The sequence below is a fragment of the Lacinutrix venerupis genome (genome assembly GCF_001971745.1).
Taxonomy (GTDB): domain Bacteria; phylum Bacteroidota; class Bacteroidia; order Flavobacteriales; family Flavobacteriaceae; genus Lacinutrix; species Lacinutrix venerupis.
On sequence record NZ_CP019352.1, the window covers coordinates 2,705,295 to 2,722,303 of the forward strand.

Here is a 17,009-nt window from a genome sequence, read left to right on the forward strand (position 1 = left end):
AACTTAAAATTTATTATCATGAAAAAAATCACATTATATATCGTTCTTTTTATCGTTTCTAATAGTTTTGGACAAGAACTTAATTTACCCGTTTGGACACAATATTTAGCAGATAATGATTTTGTTATTTCACCAACCTATGCAGGAATTGGAGATAATTTAAGAATTAGAGCTAACGGATTAACACAATGGGTTGGCATTAAAAATGCACCAGACAATCAAGCTCTATATGCAGATTTTAGAATCGCTAACCGCTCTGGTGTTGGTATTTCATTGTATAATGACAAAAACGGAAATACGCGCCAAAAAGGAGCTAAATTTTCGTTTGCTCAACATTTAGTATTAGACTATAAATCACGTCAATATTTATCGTTTGGTTTATCTTACAACATTAATAGTTTTAGAATAGATATAGAAAATTTTGAAGGTACAGAAGAGATGCCTATTGTAGATCCAAGTATTGTAGACGATAGAGCTATAAACAATAATAACTTTGATGTTGGCGCTCTTTATCGCTATAAAATGTTTTATTTAAGCTTAAATGCAAATAATATTTTAGAAAAAGATATTGATGCTTTTACAGGAATTGAACCAAGTAAACTATTAAATTTCCAAGCTTATACTGGTTACATAATTCAAACACGAAAGAATACTGAAATAGAACCATCTATATTTTATCAAAGATATAATAACGATGGCCGTTCTAGTACAGATATTAATGTAAAATATAGAAAATTTAATCGTAAAGAAGATTATTATTGGGTTGGCGGATCTTATCGTTTTTTAAACGATCAAATTGGAAAACCATTAAATATTGGACCTATGGCAGGTGTAATGAAAAGCGGTTTTTATTTTGCCTATTCATACCAAGTAACAATTAACGATTTGTCTGGTTTTAATTCTGGCACACATTCTATTACCATTGGAATAGATTTTCTACAAGGTATTAGCGATTGTCCTTGTACTAAAGGCACAAGTTGGAGAAAGTACAGAGGCGCTGGTTTAAATAAAAAGAATTAATTAAGCTCTTTCATTATTTCAGAAAACATTTTATAAGACTTTATTCTAGCATCAATATCATAAATATGAGAAACAGCTATTAATTCATCTACTTGAGATTGTTCCATAAACGTTTTTACTTGAGATTTTACAGTAGACTTACTACCAATAAAAGAATATTTTAACATCTGTTGAACTTGCGGATGATTTAAAACTTCCTTTAAATCATCTGTTAAAGCTGTTGGTGGCTGTACATAGTCACGTTTACCAGTTAATATTCCTACAATTAATCGTATTAATGATGTAGATAAACGCTGTGCCTCTTCGTCTGTATCGGCAATAATAATATTTACACCTGCCATTACGTAAGGTTTTTGTAATTCTTGTGAAGGTTTAAACTCTTTACGATAAATATTTAAAGCATCCCATAAATGTGTAGTAGCAAAATGACTTGCAAAAGCATAAGGCAATCCTTTTTTTGCTGCCAAGTGCGCACTATCTGTACTAGAACCTAAAATATAAACAGGCACATTTACACCTTCGGCAACAGTAGCACGAACTTTAGAAGGCACATTATCTTTAGAAAAAAAACGTTGTATTTTATCTAATTCATTTGGAAACGAATGTGCTGCCTGCATAAAATCAGACCGTATGGCTTGAGCTGTTTCTCTGTCGGTTCCTGGTGCACGACCTAATCCAAGATCTATTCTATCTGGATATAACGAACCTAATGTACCAAATTGTTCCGCAATTATTAATGGCGAATGATTAGGTAGCATAATACCTCCAGAACCAATACGTAATGTATTTGTACCTTGCGCTACATAACCAATTAATATTGAAGTTGCGCTACTTGCAATATTTTCGGAGTTGTGATGTTCTGCTAACCAAAAACGTGTATAACCATATTTTTCTGCTTCTTGAGCAAGCTTTAATACATTATTAAAAGTTTGTTTTAATGTATGGTTTTGCGAGACTAATGCAAGATCTAATATAGAATATAGTGTGTGTGATGTTTTCATAACTTGTAATGCTTAATCCTAATACAAGGATTTTCTTCTTCATATTAACATTACAAAGTTACAGAACGTCTTAAACTATAAATCTAATAAATTGTTAATTAAACACTAAGCACAATAATAAATGAGAGTAATAATTGCAATAATAAACTCCTACAAATTATTAAAATCGAGGCTAATATTTTACACCTAAAGCATCAAATAAATGACTCATTGTCCAAGCTGGACCAATCATTAAAAACTGTAAATCTTTTATAAATGATGGCTTTTTTCCTTCGTGATTATGTCCTATAAATTGTCCAATCCATGCTACAACAAAAATAACAAGCATTATTAACCATAATGGCGCAAAATTTAAACTAGCTATTAGATTTATTAAAAATAAAACGATTGCAGAAAATATTAGCATACCTATGAATAATACTGTTGAAAGTCGTAAATAATAAATTAGACCTAATACAATAACAACTGTACCAAAATGGGCATATGGTAAAACACTTACAGGCAAAGCGCTAGTAATACTATTAGGCATTGGTATTGCTGCTAACAAACCTATTAAACTAAAAAAGATAAGTGGCACACAAATGTAATGTATAGCTATATTTAGCTTCTTTTGGTGACTTTCTGCATATTCTGATAATAATGAATCTATAGTTCTCATAAGGGATAAAATTTAGTTAGTTCTAGTTACAAATTGTTTTAATTGTAGGTATTCGTCTCTACCTTTTTTGGTTAAATATGGTAATAACAATTGCCAAAGCATATCGATAGATGAGCATTGATTTATAGTATAATTTGGAGATTGTATAGCAAGTTTTTGTGCTTGCCAAAAGGTGCTTGTCATCCAAATGGTATGTATGGTTTTATTATAATCTATTATATTATCTTCTGGTTTTAACCGTTGTGTTTCAATATAATATTCCATTAACTTTCTCGCCTCCTTAAATCGTGTTAAGCTAGATTTCTCATACTGTTTTGCGATTTTTGGATAGGTTTTTATAATATGAACTACATCATTAAAGAAAAAAGAATAGCGTTGCTGTAAATTAGAAAACCTTAGCATCATTTCTTCAAAATGAAATAAAGTAATATATGTGTTTTTTGGAAGAATATAATCTAAAGTTTCATTATACATATCGTCATAAATTGAAGCCAATAACATTTCTTTATTTTTATAATGATAACTTAAATTTCCAGCACTAATTTTAAGTGCATCTGCAATTTGTTTCATAGACACATTAGCAATACCGTTGCTGTTAAATAATGAAATTGCTTTTAATTTGCTTTTTTCTTTCAATATAAATTAGTTTTATTTTACTAATTTAAAAATAAAATTAGTAAGCGCTTACTAATTCTTTGAAAAATAGATTTAAAAATTAACACTTTTTAATAATTACGTATTACTTTCTGCCCTACTTTTGCAGACTTAAAATTAATTATCAAGAATCTCTAAAAGGAGATAGCAACCTGCAATAACAAGCAAGGTGCTAAATAGATAAGCCAATTAATTGGAACAAATGTTAACTCATCTTTCTTATTATTTTGATTGCTATTTCCTTTTTAAAATGAAAAAGAAAAATGGCAAGTCCACAACAAATTACTCCAAAACTCTCAGCTTTAATTCCGCTATTCGTATTTGTATTCACGTTTTTAGGTGTTGGAATTTATCAAAACGACTTTTATGCGCTTCCTGCTCCAATTGCAGTTATAGTTGGTATTATTGTCGCATTTTTAATGTTTAGACAATCTATAAATTCTAAAATTGAAACGCTTTTAAAAGGTTGTGGCGATGATAAGATTTTAACCATGTGTTTAATCTATTTATTAGCAGGTGCATTTGCGGCTATTACCAAAGCCACAGGAAGCGTTGATGCTATTGTTAATTTAGGATTAGATTTTATAGCCATACAATACATTTACTTTGGTGTGTTCGTCATTGCTGCATTTTTATCAGTTTCTACAGGAACTTCGGTTGGAGCAATTGTAGCTTTAGCTCCTATTGTTATTGGTTTTGCAGATAAAAGTAGTGTGGATTTAGCCATACTTTGCGGTGCACTTTTAGGAGGAAGTATGTTTGGTGATAACTTATCTGTAATATCAGACACTACCATTGCTGCAACACAATCTTTAGGTTGTAAAATGAGTGATAAATTTAAGCAGAACATTAAAATAGCGTTACCAGCAGCTTTATTTACTATTGCGATACTAATTATTCAAGGTTTAGGATTAGAAACTAACGTTGAAGACACAACAGTTTACAGCTATTCTGTAATTAAAATACTGCCTTATTTACTAGTTATTATACTATCTATCATAGGAATTAACGTATTTGTAACTTTACTTTTAGGTGTTATTGCTGGTGGACTTTTAGGGATTATTTACGGCGATTTCACGTTAATTGAATCTACCAAAATAGCATACACAGGTTTTACAAGCATGACCGAAATATTTTTACTATCGCTATTAACAGGTGGTTTGGCTGCTTTAGTCTCTAAAAATGGAGGAATAGATTACATATTAAACAATATTAAAAAACTGATTAAAAACAAGACGTCAGCACAGTTGGGAATTGCCTCTTTAGTTGGTACCATAAACATGGCAATTGCAAATAATACAGTATCAATAATTATTGCTGGTCCAATTGCTAAAACTATAAACGATGAGTATGGATTAGACAATAAAAAAACAGCTTCAATTTTAGATATTTTTGCGTGTATTGTGCAAGGTATTTTACCTTATGGCGCACAAGTCTTAATGATTTTAAGCTTTTCGAATGGTAAAATAGATTACTTAGATTTAGTATCTAATACTTGGTACTTATTACTATTATTTATTTACACGATTATATTTATAACATTTAGACCTTCACTTTTAAAAATAAAACACAATTAAATATAAATCAATATTTTACGCACAAACAAAAAAGCGTCTAAAAACTAATTAGACGCTTTTTATATTTATTATTTATTGGTGTTATGCCTTTGGGTAATCTGTGTAACCTTCAGGTCCTGTGGTGTAAAATGTATCTTTATCCCAATCTGCTAATTCAATATTATTTTCAAAACGCTCCACTAAATCTGGATTAGAAATAAATGGCTTTCCGTAGGCTACTAAATCGGCATCACCAGCTTCTAAAACTTGGTTTCCTTTGTCTTGATCAAAATCGGTATTAATCATTAATGTTCCATTGTATAATGGTCTAAAATGTTTCGCAATGTCTGTGACAGCAAAAGGCACTTCAGAGACATCTGTAAAAGGTTCTGATAAGTGAATATACGCTAAGTTGTAATCGTTTAACTTTTTAATGATGTATTCAAACGTAGGAATAGTCTCTTCGTCTACAGTAATTCCAGACATGCCATGTAACGATGGATTAAAACGTGCTCCTATTTTTTCCTGCGGAATCACTTCCTTCATGGCGTCTAAAACTTCGAAAAAGAAACGCGCTCTATTTTCAATAGAACCTCCATATTCATCGGTTCTTTCATTAGAACAAGCATTAAAAAATTGCTGAAATAAATAACCGTTAGACGAGTGTATTTCTACACCATCAAAACCAGCTTCTACTGCGTTTACTGCTGCATCTTGAAAATCTTTAACCGTTTGTTTAATCTCTTCAATAGTCATTGCTTTTGGCGTTACTGTATCCTTAAAACCATCTGGTGTAAACGATTTAGCACTTGGATTTATAGCTGAAGCCGAAACTGGTAAATCGCCGTCATGAAAATCTGGATGAGACATACGGCCTACATGCCATAATTGAATGAAAATTTTCCCGTCTTTATCGTGTACACGTTGTGTAACTTTTTTCCAACCTTCTACTTGTTCGTCGGTATGGATTCCTGGTGTGTTTATATAACCAACAGCTTGTTTAGACACTTGAGATCCTTCGGTAATTATTAATCCAGCCGATGCTCGTTGCTCATAATACAAACCGTGTAAATCGTTGGTTGGTACTTTACCATCATTATCTGCACGACTACGCGTCATTGGTGCCATAACGACTCTATTATTTAATGATATATTTTTTTTATAAGGTGTTAAAAGGTGTTGTTTGCTCATAGTAATTTTTGGTTTCTATTTTTACAAAACTATATTACAGGATTGTTTTTAACGACTAATTTTCAAAAGTTTAACGTAATTTTCTTTTAAAGTATAAACCTTTGTTAAAAAAAAGAATGAACGTTCATTTTTACATATCTTTGCATCAGAATTTAAACAGAAATGGCAAAACTTCAAAAAAGTATAGACAAACGAAACGCATTGGTAAAAGCGACAATCGAGTTGGTAAACAACAACGGTTTTCACGCGACTCCAATGAGTAAAATAGCAAAAATGGCTAAGGTCTCACCTGCTACTATATACTTGTATTTTGAAAATAAACAAGACCTTGTTAATCAAACTTACATAGAAGTTAAAGCTCAATACACAAGCTACGCTTTTGAAACGTATAATGAAACAATGTCTGTTGAAGAAGGTTTTAAACTCATTTGGAATCGTATTGCAGATTTTAAACTTAAAGAGTGCGAAAATGCTATGTTTTTAGCGCAATGTGATAATACACCAATGATAGATGAAGAAAGCAGACAAGAAGGTATTAAGCACTTACAGCCACTACTCGACCTTTGGGAACGTGGTAGACAAGAAGGTATTATAAAACCGTTGTCTGATTATTTACTATATGCCTATGCTATAAATCCGTTATCGTTTTTAATGATTATTCAAAAACGAGGTGTTTTTACATTAGACAAAACGCATTTAGAAGAAGCTTATCAATCTGCTTGGAGCAGTATAAAAGTATGTCAATAATATGAAAAAAACAGCAATTATATTAGGTGCATCAGGATTAACAGGTGGTTTATTATTAAACCAACTTATAGATGATGAACGCTATAAAAGCATCAAGTTATTTTCGCGTTCTAAAATTGAAGGTTTACCTAGTAAAGTCACCCAGTTTATTGGTGATTTATTAGAAATCGAGCAATTTAAAAACGATTTTACTGGAGACCAAGTCTTCTGTTGTATTGGTACCACCAAAGCAAAAACACCAGATAAGGACTTATATAAAAAAATAGATTATGGTATTCCTGTTTCAGCAGCAAAATTAGCTAAAGCCAATGATATTGATACTTTTTTAGTTATTTCAGCCTTGGGTGCAGATGCAAAAAGCAGTGTGTTTTACAATAAAACAAAAGGCGAAATGGAACGCGATGTGTTAAAGCAAGACATTAAAAAAACGTTTATTTTTCAACCGTCTTTAATTGGTGGTGACCGTAAAGAAAGTCGCACTTTAGAAGCTATTGGCAAAGCTGTATTTAAAGTTATTCAACCTTTATTCTTCGGAAAATTAAAGAAATACAAAATAACAAACCCAGAACGTATGGCACAAGCCATGATTAATCTGGCAAATAGTAAAAATTATTCTGAAGTCATTATTACTTCAAACGATATAAAACGAATCACAAAAAACAACTAAAAAACTATGGAATTACTAGACAAATTAAACTGGAGATACGCAGCAAAAGCCATGAATGGTGAGAAAGTTTCCGAAGATAAAATAGAACGTATTTTAGAAGCTGCACGCTTAGCTCCAACATCATCAGGTTTACAACCTTTTGAGATTATAGTAATTAAAAATAAAGACATTAAAGAAAAAATAAGAGAAGTTGGCTGGAATCAATCTGTAATTACAGACTGTTCGCACCTATTCATTTTTGCTGCTTGGGACACTTACACAAAAGAGCGCATTAATTATATGTTCGATTTAACCAATGATATTCGTGGCTTTAAAAACGAAGGTTGGGAAAATTACCGCCAACAATTATTAAACTCTTATCCTCAAAAAGATGCAGAAGAAAACTTTAACCATGCTGCAAAACAAGCGTACATTGCTTTTGCTCATGCTATAGTTGCTGCTGCTTACGAAGGTGTAGACACAACACCAATGGAAGGTTTTGATGCAGAAGCTGTAGATCAAATTCTAGGACTACGCGCAAAAGGATTACGTAGTGCTGTATTATTACCAGTTGGTTATAGAAAAGAAGATGAAGATTGGTTAGTAAATCTTGAAAAGGTTAGAAAACCTATGGACAAGTTGGTAACCGTAATTGAATAAAAAACACATATGAAATCGATAAAATTAAAAAGTAGACCCGAAGGAAAACCTACACTTTCAAATTTTGAATTTGTAGAAGAAGATAAAACGCTAACCATTTCAGATGGAGAGATTTTATTAGAAGCAGCCTACGTTTCGGTTGATCCATATTTAAGAGGAAGAATGAGCGATGCAAAATCTTATGTAGAACCTTTTAAATTAAACGAACCTGTACACTCTGGTGTTGTGGCTAAAGTTTTAGAATCTAAAAACGAAAAATTCCAAATTGGAGATTACGTTTCTGGTATGTTAAACTGGTCAACACAACAAGTGTCTAATGGTGAAGGTTTAAATAAAGTAGATCCAGAAAAAGCACCTTTGAGTACTTATTTAGGTGTTTTAGGTATGACAGGTTTAACAGCTTATTTAGGATTAACCGAAATAGGAAAACCTAAAAAAGATGAAACTATTGTAGTCTCAGGAGCTGCAGGAGCAGTTGGTAGTGTTGTTGGACAAATAGCTAAAATTCTAGGTTTACGCGTTATTGGTATTGCTGGTACAGATGAAAAAATCGAGATGCTAAAAAGTAAATTCGGTTTTGATGAAGGTATAAATTACAACACAACAAAAGACATGAAATCTGCAATTGCAGAAGCTGCGCCAAATGGTGTAGATGTGTATTTTGATAATGTTGGCGGACCAATTTCAGATGCTGTTTTATTCAGTATAAATCAATTTGCAAGAATTATAATTTGTGGCGCCATTTCGGTTTATAATGAAACTGAATTACCTACTAGCTTAAGTGTACAACCATTCTTAGTAAAAAACAGTGCGTTGATGCAAGGTTTTATAGTAAGTAATTATGCTGAAAAATTCCCGGAAGCCATTCAAAAATTAGCAGGTTGGTTAGCCGAAGAAAAATTAACCTATACCGAAACTATTGTTGATGGTTTCGATAATATTCCTCAAGCTTTTATCGATTTATTTGAAGGTAAAAACAAAGGAAAAATGATTGTAAAAATATAATAACCAAAAAAGAAAAAGAAGATGAACAATTTTGATTTTAAAAATCCTACAAAAATTATTTTTGGAAAGGATACCATAGAAAAAGTAAAAGAAGAAATTCCAGCAGATGCTAAAGTATTATTGCTTTATGGTGGAGGAAGTATTAAGAAAAACGGAATTTACGACCAAGTAAAAACCGCTTTAGCAGACGTTGATGTCACTGAGTTTGGAGGTATTCCTGCAAATCCAGAATACGCAACTTTAATGGATGCTTTAAAAGTAATTAAAGACGAAAATATCACCTATTTACTAGCAGTTGGTGGTGGCTCTGTAATTGACGGAACTAAATTTTTATCTGCAGCTGCTGTGTATGATGGTGATACACCTTGGGATATTTTAACTAAAAATATTAGAACCGAAAAAGGAATGCCATTTGGAACTGTGTTAACCTTACCTGCAACAGGATCTGAAATGAATTCTGGAGCAGTAATTACACGTGAAGAAACTAAAGAAAAGCTTGCCATGGGTGGACCAGGTTTATTTCCTGAGTTTTCAATATTAGATCCGCAAGTAATTACCTCTATTCCAGAACGTCAATTAGCAAACGGATTAACCGATGCCTTTACACACGTTTTAGAGCAATACATGACGTATCCAATTGGCGCATTATTACAAGATCGCTTTGCAGAAAGTATATTACAAACATTAGTAGAAGTTGCACCAACAGTATTAAAAGATCCTACAAATTACCAAGCAGCATCTAACTTTATGTGGAGTTGTACGATGGCGTTAAACGGACTAATTCAAAAAGGAGTTCCAGGAGATTGGGCAATCCACATGATGGGTCACGAGTTAACCGCTTTATTTGGTATTGATCACGCACGTACCTTAGCTGTAATTGCACCAAGTCATTACAAATATAATTTTGAAGCTAAAAAGGAAAAATTAGCACAATATGGTGAACGTGTTTGGAATATTACAGAAGGTAGCACAGACGATAAAGCCTATGAAGCTATTGCAAAAACCGAAGCTTTTTTCCATGAACTTGGTATTGATACGAAGTTATCAGACTACACAAAAGATTACGAAGGAACAGCTGAAGAAGTTGCCAAACGTTTTAAAACTAGAGGTTGGAAATTAGGTGAGCGTCAAGCTTTAATGCCAGAAGATGCAGAGAAGATTGTAAAAATGGCCTACTAAATTTTAAACATTTAAATGAAAGTAATCAAAACTATAGCCTTAGCGCTCACTATTATTACAGCTTCAAGTTGTAAAGACAAAACAAGCGACACAACTTCTAAAACCGTTTTAGAAGAAAAAACAGAAACAAAAAAAGAAAAAGAAAAAGAAATGAACGTATTATTTGTATTAACATCTCACGATAAATTAGGAGACACAGGAAAGAAAACAGGATTTTGGGTTGAAGAATTTGCAAATCCATATTACACATTATTAGACAAAGGTGCTAAAATTACCATTGCAACACCAAATGGTGGTGCTGCACCAATAGATCCAAGTAGTGACTCACCAGACGCAGCAACAGAAGATACTGAGCGTTACAATAAAGATGAAGAAGCTAAAGCTTTAATTGCGAATACACACAAGTTAGCAGATATGAATGCAGACGATTTTGATGCTGTATTTTATCCAGGTGGTCATGGTCCATTATGGGATTTAGCAAACGATGAAACGTCAATTGCTTTAATTGAAAAATTTAACAGTCAAGAGAAGCCTGTAGCATTTGTATGCCATGCTCCTGCTGCATTAAAAGGTGTTAAAGGAAAAGATGGAGAACCATTAGTAAAAGGTAAAAAAGTAACAGGATTTACTAACTCTGAAGAAGCTGCTGTTGGTTTAACAGACGTTGTTCCGTTTTTAGTAGAAGACATGTTAAATGAAAATGGTGGAATCTACTCTAAAAAAGAAGATTGGGCGGCTTACGCTATTCAAGATGGTAATTTAATTACTGGACAAAATCCAGCATCGTCTGAGTTAGTTGCAGAAAAATTATTAGAGCGTTTAAAGTAGTATTTTAAAAACTTAATTTTAATAAAAAAGTTGTTCGTATGCGAGCAACTTTTTTTTTGCAGTAATAAATCATTTATAATTAAACATGTTGTTATTAAATTTATTAAATTTAATGTACGGAAAACGGAATAAGGTATATGGAATAAAATTACATAAATGACTGACAAAAACATAAACGCTTTATCAATTTTAAAAAAAGCAAACATTTTTGATGTATTGTTTTTTGCAACATTTATAACATGCATTGTTTTTAGTATTTTAAAGGAGAGAGCAGAACTTATATACATCTCTCCAATAGTAGTTGTAACTATTTTATTAAAATACATTAGCTTAACTAAAAAAAACGCAAATGTGCTTTTTATAATTACTTTACTCTCGCAAATTATTGCTAATTATCTCTCGTTTTACTCATTTCAAGATTATTTTACAGTAATAAGCTCACTAACAGGGTTTTATTTATTACTATACTGTATAATATTAAGGAAATATTTACATAAAATTGATTTAAAAAAATTAATTACTTTATCAGTAATAATAGGCTGCTTATTAGTTGGATATGTAATTTATTCTGTAGTAAGTTTAATAATAAGCTACATTCCAAATCATAATATAATTTATGTTCTAATTTGTGCTACTTGTCTGTTTATATATGTTATAATATTTGCAAGAATATTCCTAAATAACAACTATGAAAATACTGGTTTAATTTTTGCGTCTGGCATAGCATCTTTATTTAGTATTAGTTTATCTCCTATTAACGAGTATTTTTTCTATAGCAAAACATTTACAGTACTTATTCTTATTTGTCATTATTTATCTATTTATTTATTCATGAAATTTATTTCAGAAACAAATGCTGAAGACAAAAAAATTATTGACAAAAAATACTTTTAATATGTGTGTTTCTTTTTAAATGCTATAGCTGTAATCCCAACTTTAGTCTTAAATAGTTTTGAAAAATGAGCATAATCAAAATAACCTAATACTTCTGCAGTTAAAGACAAAGAATTATTAGAATGAACTATTAATCGTTTTGCTTCTAAAATTACACGGTCTAAAATAAATTCTGAAGTGGTTTTATTTATTGTCGCTCTTGTAACTCTATTTAAATGCTTAGTTGTAATATTTAATGCATCTGCATAAAATTTAACTGTTTTTTCTGTTTTATAATGTAATTCTATTTCTCTCTCTAAGGCATTTAAAATACTTAAATAAGATGATGAAGCTACATCTTTTTTTGAAACGTTTGCTGTATAATATCTTGATAAATCTATATAAGTTAAGTTGATTAAGCTCGCTAATTTTTGCTTTTTAAAGGCTAATTGACCGTAATATTCTTTATTAATAACATCAAAATGTTTTACCACATTATTTAGCTGAAAATCATCAAGTTGCAATTTAGGCGTATTTTCTAATGAAAAGTAAAAAGGAAACTGACTTAAATTAGTATTGGTAAATTGAAAATGAAAAAAATCGGCAGTATGAAAAAAAATAAATCCTTTTGCAGGACTTGAAAAATGCCAACGATGCGTTTGTCCTGGACGTAAAAAAAACACACTTCCTTTTGCTATATTATAACTATTAAAATCTATTTCGTGAGTTCCTTCTCCAGCCGCAAAACACACGCATAAATAAAAATCATGACTATGAGGTTTATGTACAATTTTTGCGTTTTTTTTTAAATGTATACTTAAATCGTTACTATAAAAATTGACTAAGCTCTCTTGTTGCTCGAACTGGTTTATACTTAAAACTGGTAAATTTTTCATAACTCAAAAATATGTCTTAAATATACAAATACTCGCATCATTTAAACAACATTACTAAAAGCAAATAATCTTAATTTTGTAAAATAAAATTTACTAATAAAGCATTTTACTTTTAAATTTATTGATTATGAAGTTTTTAAAAGGCACAAAAATTAATAGCATTTTTACAGGAAGTTGTCCTGTTTGTCAAAATGAAAGCATGTATACAGTAAAAAATCCTTATAATGTTACTAGCACCTTAACAATGCAAGAGCGTTGTAGCCATTGCAATACAAAATATAAAATTGAACCTTCATTTTTTTTTGGAGCCATGTATGTTAGCTACCCTATTGGCCTTATTTTTGGAGCAGTGTGTTTATTTATCACTTATATACTTTTAAAACTCTCTTTATACACATCTTATGTTGTTTTAATTATATTTATGATACTCTGTTTACCAATTATTTTAAGACTATCTAGAAATGTTTGGATTAACATATTTATGCATTTTGATAAAACTAAATAGATTTTCTATTTTAAATAAAACGTGAATCCACTAAATATTAATTTATAATTACCCTAAACTATTTTGTAGTGATTTTGTTAGAATTTTAATAGTTATTAAAAAGCACGTCACCTTTTAACATTCACTAGAAAAAAAAAGAAACAAAAAAAGCTTTATGAAAATTCATAAAGCTTTAAACAATTGATATGCTATTAATCAACTATTTAGTCGCAAAACTATTATTAGAATTAATAAATTTCGCGATTTGTTCTTGAGTTATTATTGGGTTAGCTCCTTCACTACCAGCAACTAATGCACCAACAGCACAAGCACAATCTAAAGCTTCTTGCGGGTTAACTTGTTTTAATAATTTATTTATTAACGTTGCTAAAAATGAATCTCCAGCTCCAACAGTATCAATCACTTCTATTACATAACCATTATTACTATAAAATTCATCATTGTAATATAAAACTGCTCCATTACTACCTTTAGTAACACATATAGATTTTGTATTTGTTTGTGTTGCAATAAATTTTATATTTTCTTCAATATCTTCAGAATTAAAACTTAAAGCGTTGCAAATTTCAAAAATTTCATCATCATTAAACTTCATAAAATCTGCTTCACTCATTAAATGTTTTAAAATTTCAATTGTATAAAAAGGCGCTCTAAGGTTTACATCAAAAATTTTGTATTTAGCAAGTTTTAAAAGCTCATACAGAGTATTTTTAGACGTAGTATTTCTGGTTACTAAGCTTCCATAAATAAAAGCATCAGCATTTTTTGCATACATAGTTGCTGCTTCGGTTAACTCTATACAATCCCAAGCTCTTGGTGACTCTATTACATATGAAGCAGAGCCATGACTATCAAGAGATACTTTAACTTCCCCTGTTTTTAATTCGCAATCAACTTGTAAATTTTCTGTGTTTATATCATTATCAATTATATGAAAAAGTATTTTTTTTCCATTTTCACCTTTACCAATTCTACTCATTATAGAAACATAATTCCCTAATGATTTTAAACGTAAACCCACATTTAAAGGTGCTCCTCCTATTTTTTTATGTGTAGGAAACACATCCCATAACACCTCACCAAAACATACTATATTTTTCATACTAATTACTATTTAATAATTACTATTAATTTGTTTTATACAATATTCTATTCCGTTGTTATTGATATTGTTATACGCTTTTATGTAAGCCTCAGAAAACAATACATTTTGCTGTAAGTCACCAAAAACGGTTTCTAACTCTAAAAAGGCAGTTGGATTCTGTTTTGCTTCTTTTGCTTTTTGGTTTAACTCTTGTTTTAAAGCATCTTTTATATTTAAAGAGTTTCCGTTTTCATTAGTACCCAAACTGTAAATTGCCCAAGCTGCTGTTACAAATGCTGCCAATACTATATCACCATTATTTGCTAATTGCGATTGAATAGTTGGTAGAATAAAAATGGGATATTTTGCAGAAGTTTCTGAACAAATACGATCAATTTGATCTTTAATATTTATATTTCCGAAGCGCTCTAACAACGATTGCTTATAGGCATCTAGATCAACACCTTCTAAATCTCCTAAAGTTGGCGTTACCTCTTCATCCATATACTGCTTTAAAAAGGTTCTAATATTAATATTATTTACTGCTTCATCAATAGTATGATATCCTATTAATGCGCCTAACAAACCTAATACAGAATGTCCTGCATTTAATAAACTTAGTTTCATTTTCTCGTAAGGCACAACATCTTCTACAAATTGAGCTCCTACAGTTTCCCAAGCTGGTCTTCCTGCAATAAAGTTATCTTCAATAACCCATTGTTTAAAAGGTTCGCAAACAACTGGCCAAGCATCTTCAATTCCTGAAATTTCTTTTAAATGTGCAATATCTTCTACTGCAGTTACAGGTGTAATTCTGTCTACCATTGCATTTGGAAAAGAGACGTTATCCATAATCCAATCGGTTAAACCAGGTGCTGCTTTAGACACATAACTTAATAACATATTTTGTGTCATATGACCATTACCTTGAATATTATCGCAAGACTGAATAGTAATGCCTTTTAATCCGCGTTCTTGTCTTAATTTTAAAGCTTGTGTTAGATAACCAAATATGGTTTTTGGAGCATTAGGATGTTTTAAATCGTGAATAATTAACGGATTTTCAAAATCGAATGCTTTAGTCGCTTCATTATAATTGTAACCGCCTTCTGTAATTGTTAAAGTGATAATTTTAACCTCAGGACTCGCCATTTTTTCAATGACTTTTGATGGGTTTTCAGGCGCAAATAAATACTCGGTTATTGCACCAATAACACGTTTGGTATGTTTACCATCTAACTCTTTAACAATTAAAGTATACAAACCATCTTGTTCCTTTAATGTGTTGTAAATTTTAGTATCAAAATCTAATAAAGCCACGCCACATATTCCCCAATCTTTTATGTTTTCATCTTGTAATAATTGATCGGTATAAAAGGCTTCGTGCGCTCTATGAAATCCGCCAATACCAACATGTACAATACCCGTTTTAATTGTTTCTCTATTATATTTTGGTACTGCAATTCGTTCTGAAATAGCAGAAAGGTTTTTCGTGTTTAATTTTAAGTTTTCCATTACAGAATTTATATTTATTTGCTTTCGAATCTTTGTAATAATACTGCGAAAATGATGATAGCACCTTTAACCACTTGTTGTGGATACGAAGGCACATTTAATAAGTTTAAAATGTTTCCTATTAGTCCTAAAATAAGGACACCCATTAAGGTGTTTATTGCAGTTCCTTTTCCTCCATTTAAACTAGCACCACCAATAACTACAGCAGCAATAGCATCTAGCTCCCAAGCCATTCCCATATTTGGAGATCCTAAATTGGTTCTAGAAGCTACAATAATAGCAGCAGTTGCTGCTAAAGCTCCAGAAATAGCATAGACTAAAAATTTGTATTTATTGACTTTAATTCCAGATAAACGAGAGGCTTCTTCATTACTTCCAATTGCGATAATTAATCGTCCAAAAACATTGTATCGCAACATAACCATAGCACAGATCACGATTATAAAAAACACAATTGCAATGTTTGGAATACCTAAAGTAGCATTGTTTGCAAAGTCAGACATAAATTTACCTCCAACTGTAGTGAAGGTTACAGGAGAACCTTTAGAATAAATAAAACTTAATCCTCTAGCAATTGTCATTAAAGCTAATGTGGCTACAAAAGGCGCCATTTTTTGATAAGCAACGAGGTAACCCGAAATACTTCCTAAACCAAAACCAATAACAATGGTCATTAAAATAGCCAATGGTAGGGCAAAAATATTGACCAAAATAGCAAAAGTAACCGCTAATAATGCTACCATAGAACCTACAGACAAGTCAATACCACCTGTTAGAATTACTAGTAGCATACCAATACTAATGATACCAATACCAGACACTTGCTTTAATAAGTTAGAAAGGTTTACGGAAGTAAAAAACACATCTGATATTAGTGCAGAAAAAATGACTAATAATATAAAAATGAATATTGTATTATACTTGACTAAGAACTTTAGTATTCCTCCTGGAGCACTAAGCTGTTGTTTTAATGTTAAAGCCATAACGTAAA

General features: G+C 31.0%; 18 protein-coding genes and 1 riboswitch. Of the genes, 10 read left to right on the forward strand and 8 right to left on the reverse strand.

The features are described 5' to 3' along the window. Positions 1 to 18 precede the first annotated feature (18 nt). The gene (locus tag BWR22_RS12210; protein ID WP_076733943.1) at positions 19 to 1,020 is read left to right on the forward strand and encodes a PorP/SprF family type IX secretion system membrane protein; all 1,002 of its coding nucleotides are present in this window, start codon (positions 19 to 21) and stop codon (positions 1,018 to 1,020) included. Here BWR22_RS12210 and BWR22_RS12215 read toward each other — a convergent pair. From BWR22_RS12215 to BWR22_RS12225, 3 genes are all read right to left on the reverse strand, one after another. Beyond that, positions 1,017 to 2,021, reverse strand: a complete 1,005-nt coding sequence (locus BWR22_RS12215; protein WP_076733944.1) for an LLM class flavin-dependent oxidoreductase — start codon at positions 2,019 to 2,021, stop codon at positions 1,017 to 1,019. The two genes, BWR22_RS12210 and BWR22_RS12215, sit on opposite strands and share 4 nt — an antisense overlap. A gap of 172 nt (positions 2,022 to 2,193) precedes the next feature. Further along, the gene (locus tag BWR22_RS12220; RefSeq protein ID WP_076733945.1) at positions 2,194 to 2,679 is read right to left on the reverse strand and encodes an Mpo1 family 2-hydroxy fatty acid dioxygenase; all 486 of its coding nucleotides are present in this window, start codon (positions 2,677 to 2,679) and stop codon (positions 2,194 to 2,196) included. Between the two features lie 12 nt (positions 2,680 to 2,691). Beyond that, the gene (locus tag BWR22_RS12225) at positions 2,692 to 3,315 is read right to left on the reverse strand and encodes a TetR/AcrR family transcriptional regulator (RefSeq protein ID WP_076733946.1); all 624 of its coding nucleotides are present in this window, start codon (positions 3,313 to 3,315) and stop codon (positions 2,692 to 2,694) included. 134 nt (positions 3,316 to 3,449) lie between these two features. Next, positions 3,450 to 3,546, forward strand: a riboswitch (SAM-I-IV-variant riboswitch). 50 nt (positions 3,547 to 3,596) lie between these two features. On the opposite strand from BWR22_RS12225, the gene BWR22_RS12230 reads away from it, so the two are divergent. After that, positions 3,597 to 4,910, forward strand: a complete 1,314-nt coding sequence (locus tag BWR22_RS12230) for a Na+/H+ antiporter NhaC family protein (RefSeq protein ID WP_076733947.1) — start codon at positions 3,597 to 3,599, stop codon at positions 4,908 to 4,910. A gap of 81 nt (positions 4,911 to 4,991) precedes the next feature. Here BWR22_RS12230 and BWR22_RS12235 read toward each other — a convergent pair whose 3' ends face one another. Continuing rightward, positions 4,992 to 6,080: an alkene reductase gene (locus BWR22_RS12235; protein WP_076733948.1), complete on the reverse strand. Its 1,089-nt coding sequence runs from the start codon at positions 6,078 to 6,080 to the stop codon at positions 4,992 to 4,994. 162 nt (positions 6,081 to 6,242) lie between these two features. On the opposite strand from BWR22_RS12235, the gene BWR22_RS12240 reads away from it, so the two are divergent. The 7 genes from BWR22_RS12240 (at position 6,243) to BWR22_RS12270 (ending at position 12,039) form a co-directional block, all read left to right on the forward strand. Continuing rightward, entirely contained in the window at positions 6,243 to 6,827 is a 585-nt protein-coding gene (locus BWR22_RS12240; RefSeq protein ID WP_076733949.1) for a TetR/AcrR family transcriptional regulator, read from the forward strand. Position 6,828: 1 nt separating this feature from the next. Then, the gene (locus BWR22_RS12245; RefSeq protein WP_076733950.1) at positions 6,829 to 7,494 is read left to right on the forward strand and encodes an NAD(P)H-binding protein; all 666 of its coding nucleotides are present in this window, start codon (positions 6,829 to 6,831) and stop codon (positions 7,492 to 7,494) included. A gap of 6 nt (positions 7,495 to 7,500) precedes the next feature. Beyond that, the gene (locus tag BWR22_RS12250) at positions 7,501 to 8,133 is read left to right on the forward strand and encodes a nitroreductase family protein (RefSeq protein ID WP_076733951.1); all 633 of its coding nucleotides are present in this window, start codon (positions 7,501 to 7,503) and stop codon (positions 8,131 to 8,133) included. Positions 8,134 to 8,142: 9 nt separating this feature from the next. Continuing rightward, on the forward strand, positions 8,143 to 9,138 hold the full coding sequence (locus tag BWR22_RS12255; protein ID WP_076733952.1) for an NADP-dependent oxidoreductase: 996 nt from the start codon (positions 8,143 to 8,145) through the stop codon (positions 9,136 to 9,138). Positions 9,139 to 9,159: 21 nt separating this feature from the next. Beyond that, positions 9,160 to 10,317 carry an iron-containing alcohol dehydrogenase gene (locus BWR22_RS12260; RefSeq protein ID WP_076733953.1) on the forward strand — a complete coding sequence of 386 codons (1,158 nt, stop codon included), beginning with the start codon at positions 9,160 to 9,162 and terminating at the stop codon, positions 10,315 to 10,317. 15 nt (positions 10,318 to 10,332) lie between these two features. Beyond that, positions 10,333 to 11,145 (forward strand): type 1 glutamine amidotransferase domain-containing protein, encoded by an 813-nt coding sequence (locus BWR22_RS12265; RefSeq protein ID WP_198033379.1) that lies wholly within the window; start codon positions 10,333 to 10,335, stop codon positions 11,143 to 11,145. A 156-nt stretch (positions 11,146 to 11,301) separates the two neighbouring features. Then, positions 11,302 to 12,039, forward strand: coding sequence for a hypothetical protein (locus BWR22_RS12270; protein ID WP_076733954.1), 738 nt, complete (start codon positions 11,302 to 11,304; stop codon positions 12,037 to 12,039). On the opposite strand, the gene BWR22_RS12275 is transcribed toward BWR22_RS12270, so the two are convergent. Then, positions 12,036 to 12,914 (reverse strand): AraC family transcriptional regulator, encoded by an 879-nt coding sequence (locus tag BWR22_RS12275; RefSeq protein WP_076733955.1) that lies wholly within the window; start codon positions 12,912 to 12,914, stop codon positions 12,036 to 12,038. The genes BWR22_RS12270 and BWR22_RS12275 overlap by 4 nt on opposite strands. Positions 12,915 to 13,041: 127 nt before the next feature. Here BWR22_RS12275 and BWR22_RS12280 point away from each other — a divergent pair, with 127 nt between their 5' ends. Beyond that, positions 13,042 to 13,419, forward strand: coding sequence for a DUF983 domain-containing protein (locus tag BWR22_RS12280; RefSeq protein ID WP_076733956.1), 378 nt, complete (start codon positions 13,042 to 13,044; stop codon positions 13,417 to 13,419). Positions 13,420 to 13,618: 199 nt separating this feature from the next. On the opposite strand, the gene BWR22_RS12285 is transcribed toward BWR22_RS12280, so the two are convergent. Genes BWR22_RS12285 through BWR22_RS12295 form a run of 3 tightly spaced genes read right to left on the reverse strand, consistent with a single transcriptional unit; the run spans position 13,619 to position 17,001 of the window. Then, positions 13,619 to 14,521 (reverse strand): PfkB family carbohydrate kinase, encoded by a 903-nt coding sequence (locus tag BWR22_RS12285; protein ID WP_076733957.1) that lies wholly within the window; start codon positions 14,519 to 14,521, stop codon positions 13,619 to 13,621. Positions 14,522 to 14,533: 12 nt separating this feature from the next. Next, positions 14,534 to 16,018: a mannitol dehydrogenase family protein gene (locus BWR22_RS12290; RefSeq protein ID WP_076733958.1), complete on the reverse strand. Its 1,485-nt coding sequence runs from the start codon at positions 16,016 to 16,018 to the stop codon at positions 14,534 to 14,536. 14 nt (positions 16,019 to 16,032) lie between these two features. After that, complete coding sequence (locus BWR22_RS12295; RefSeq protein WP_076733959.1) at positions 16,033 to 17,001, reverse strand: ABC transporter permease; 969 nt, start codon at positions 16,999 to 17,001, stop codon at positions 16,033 to 16,035. Positions 17,002 to 17,009: the final 8 nt, after the last annotated feature.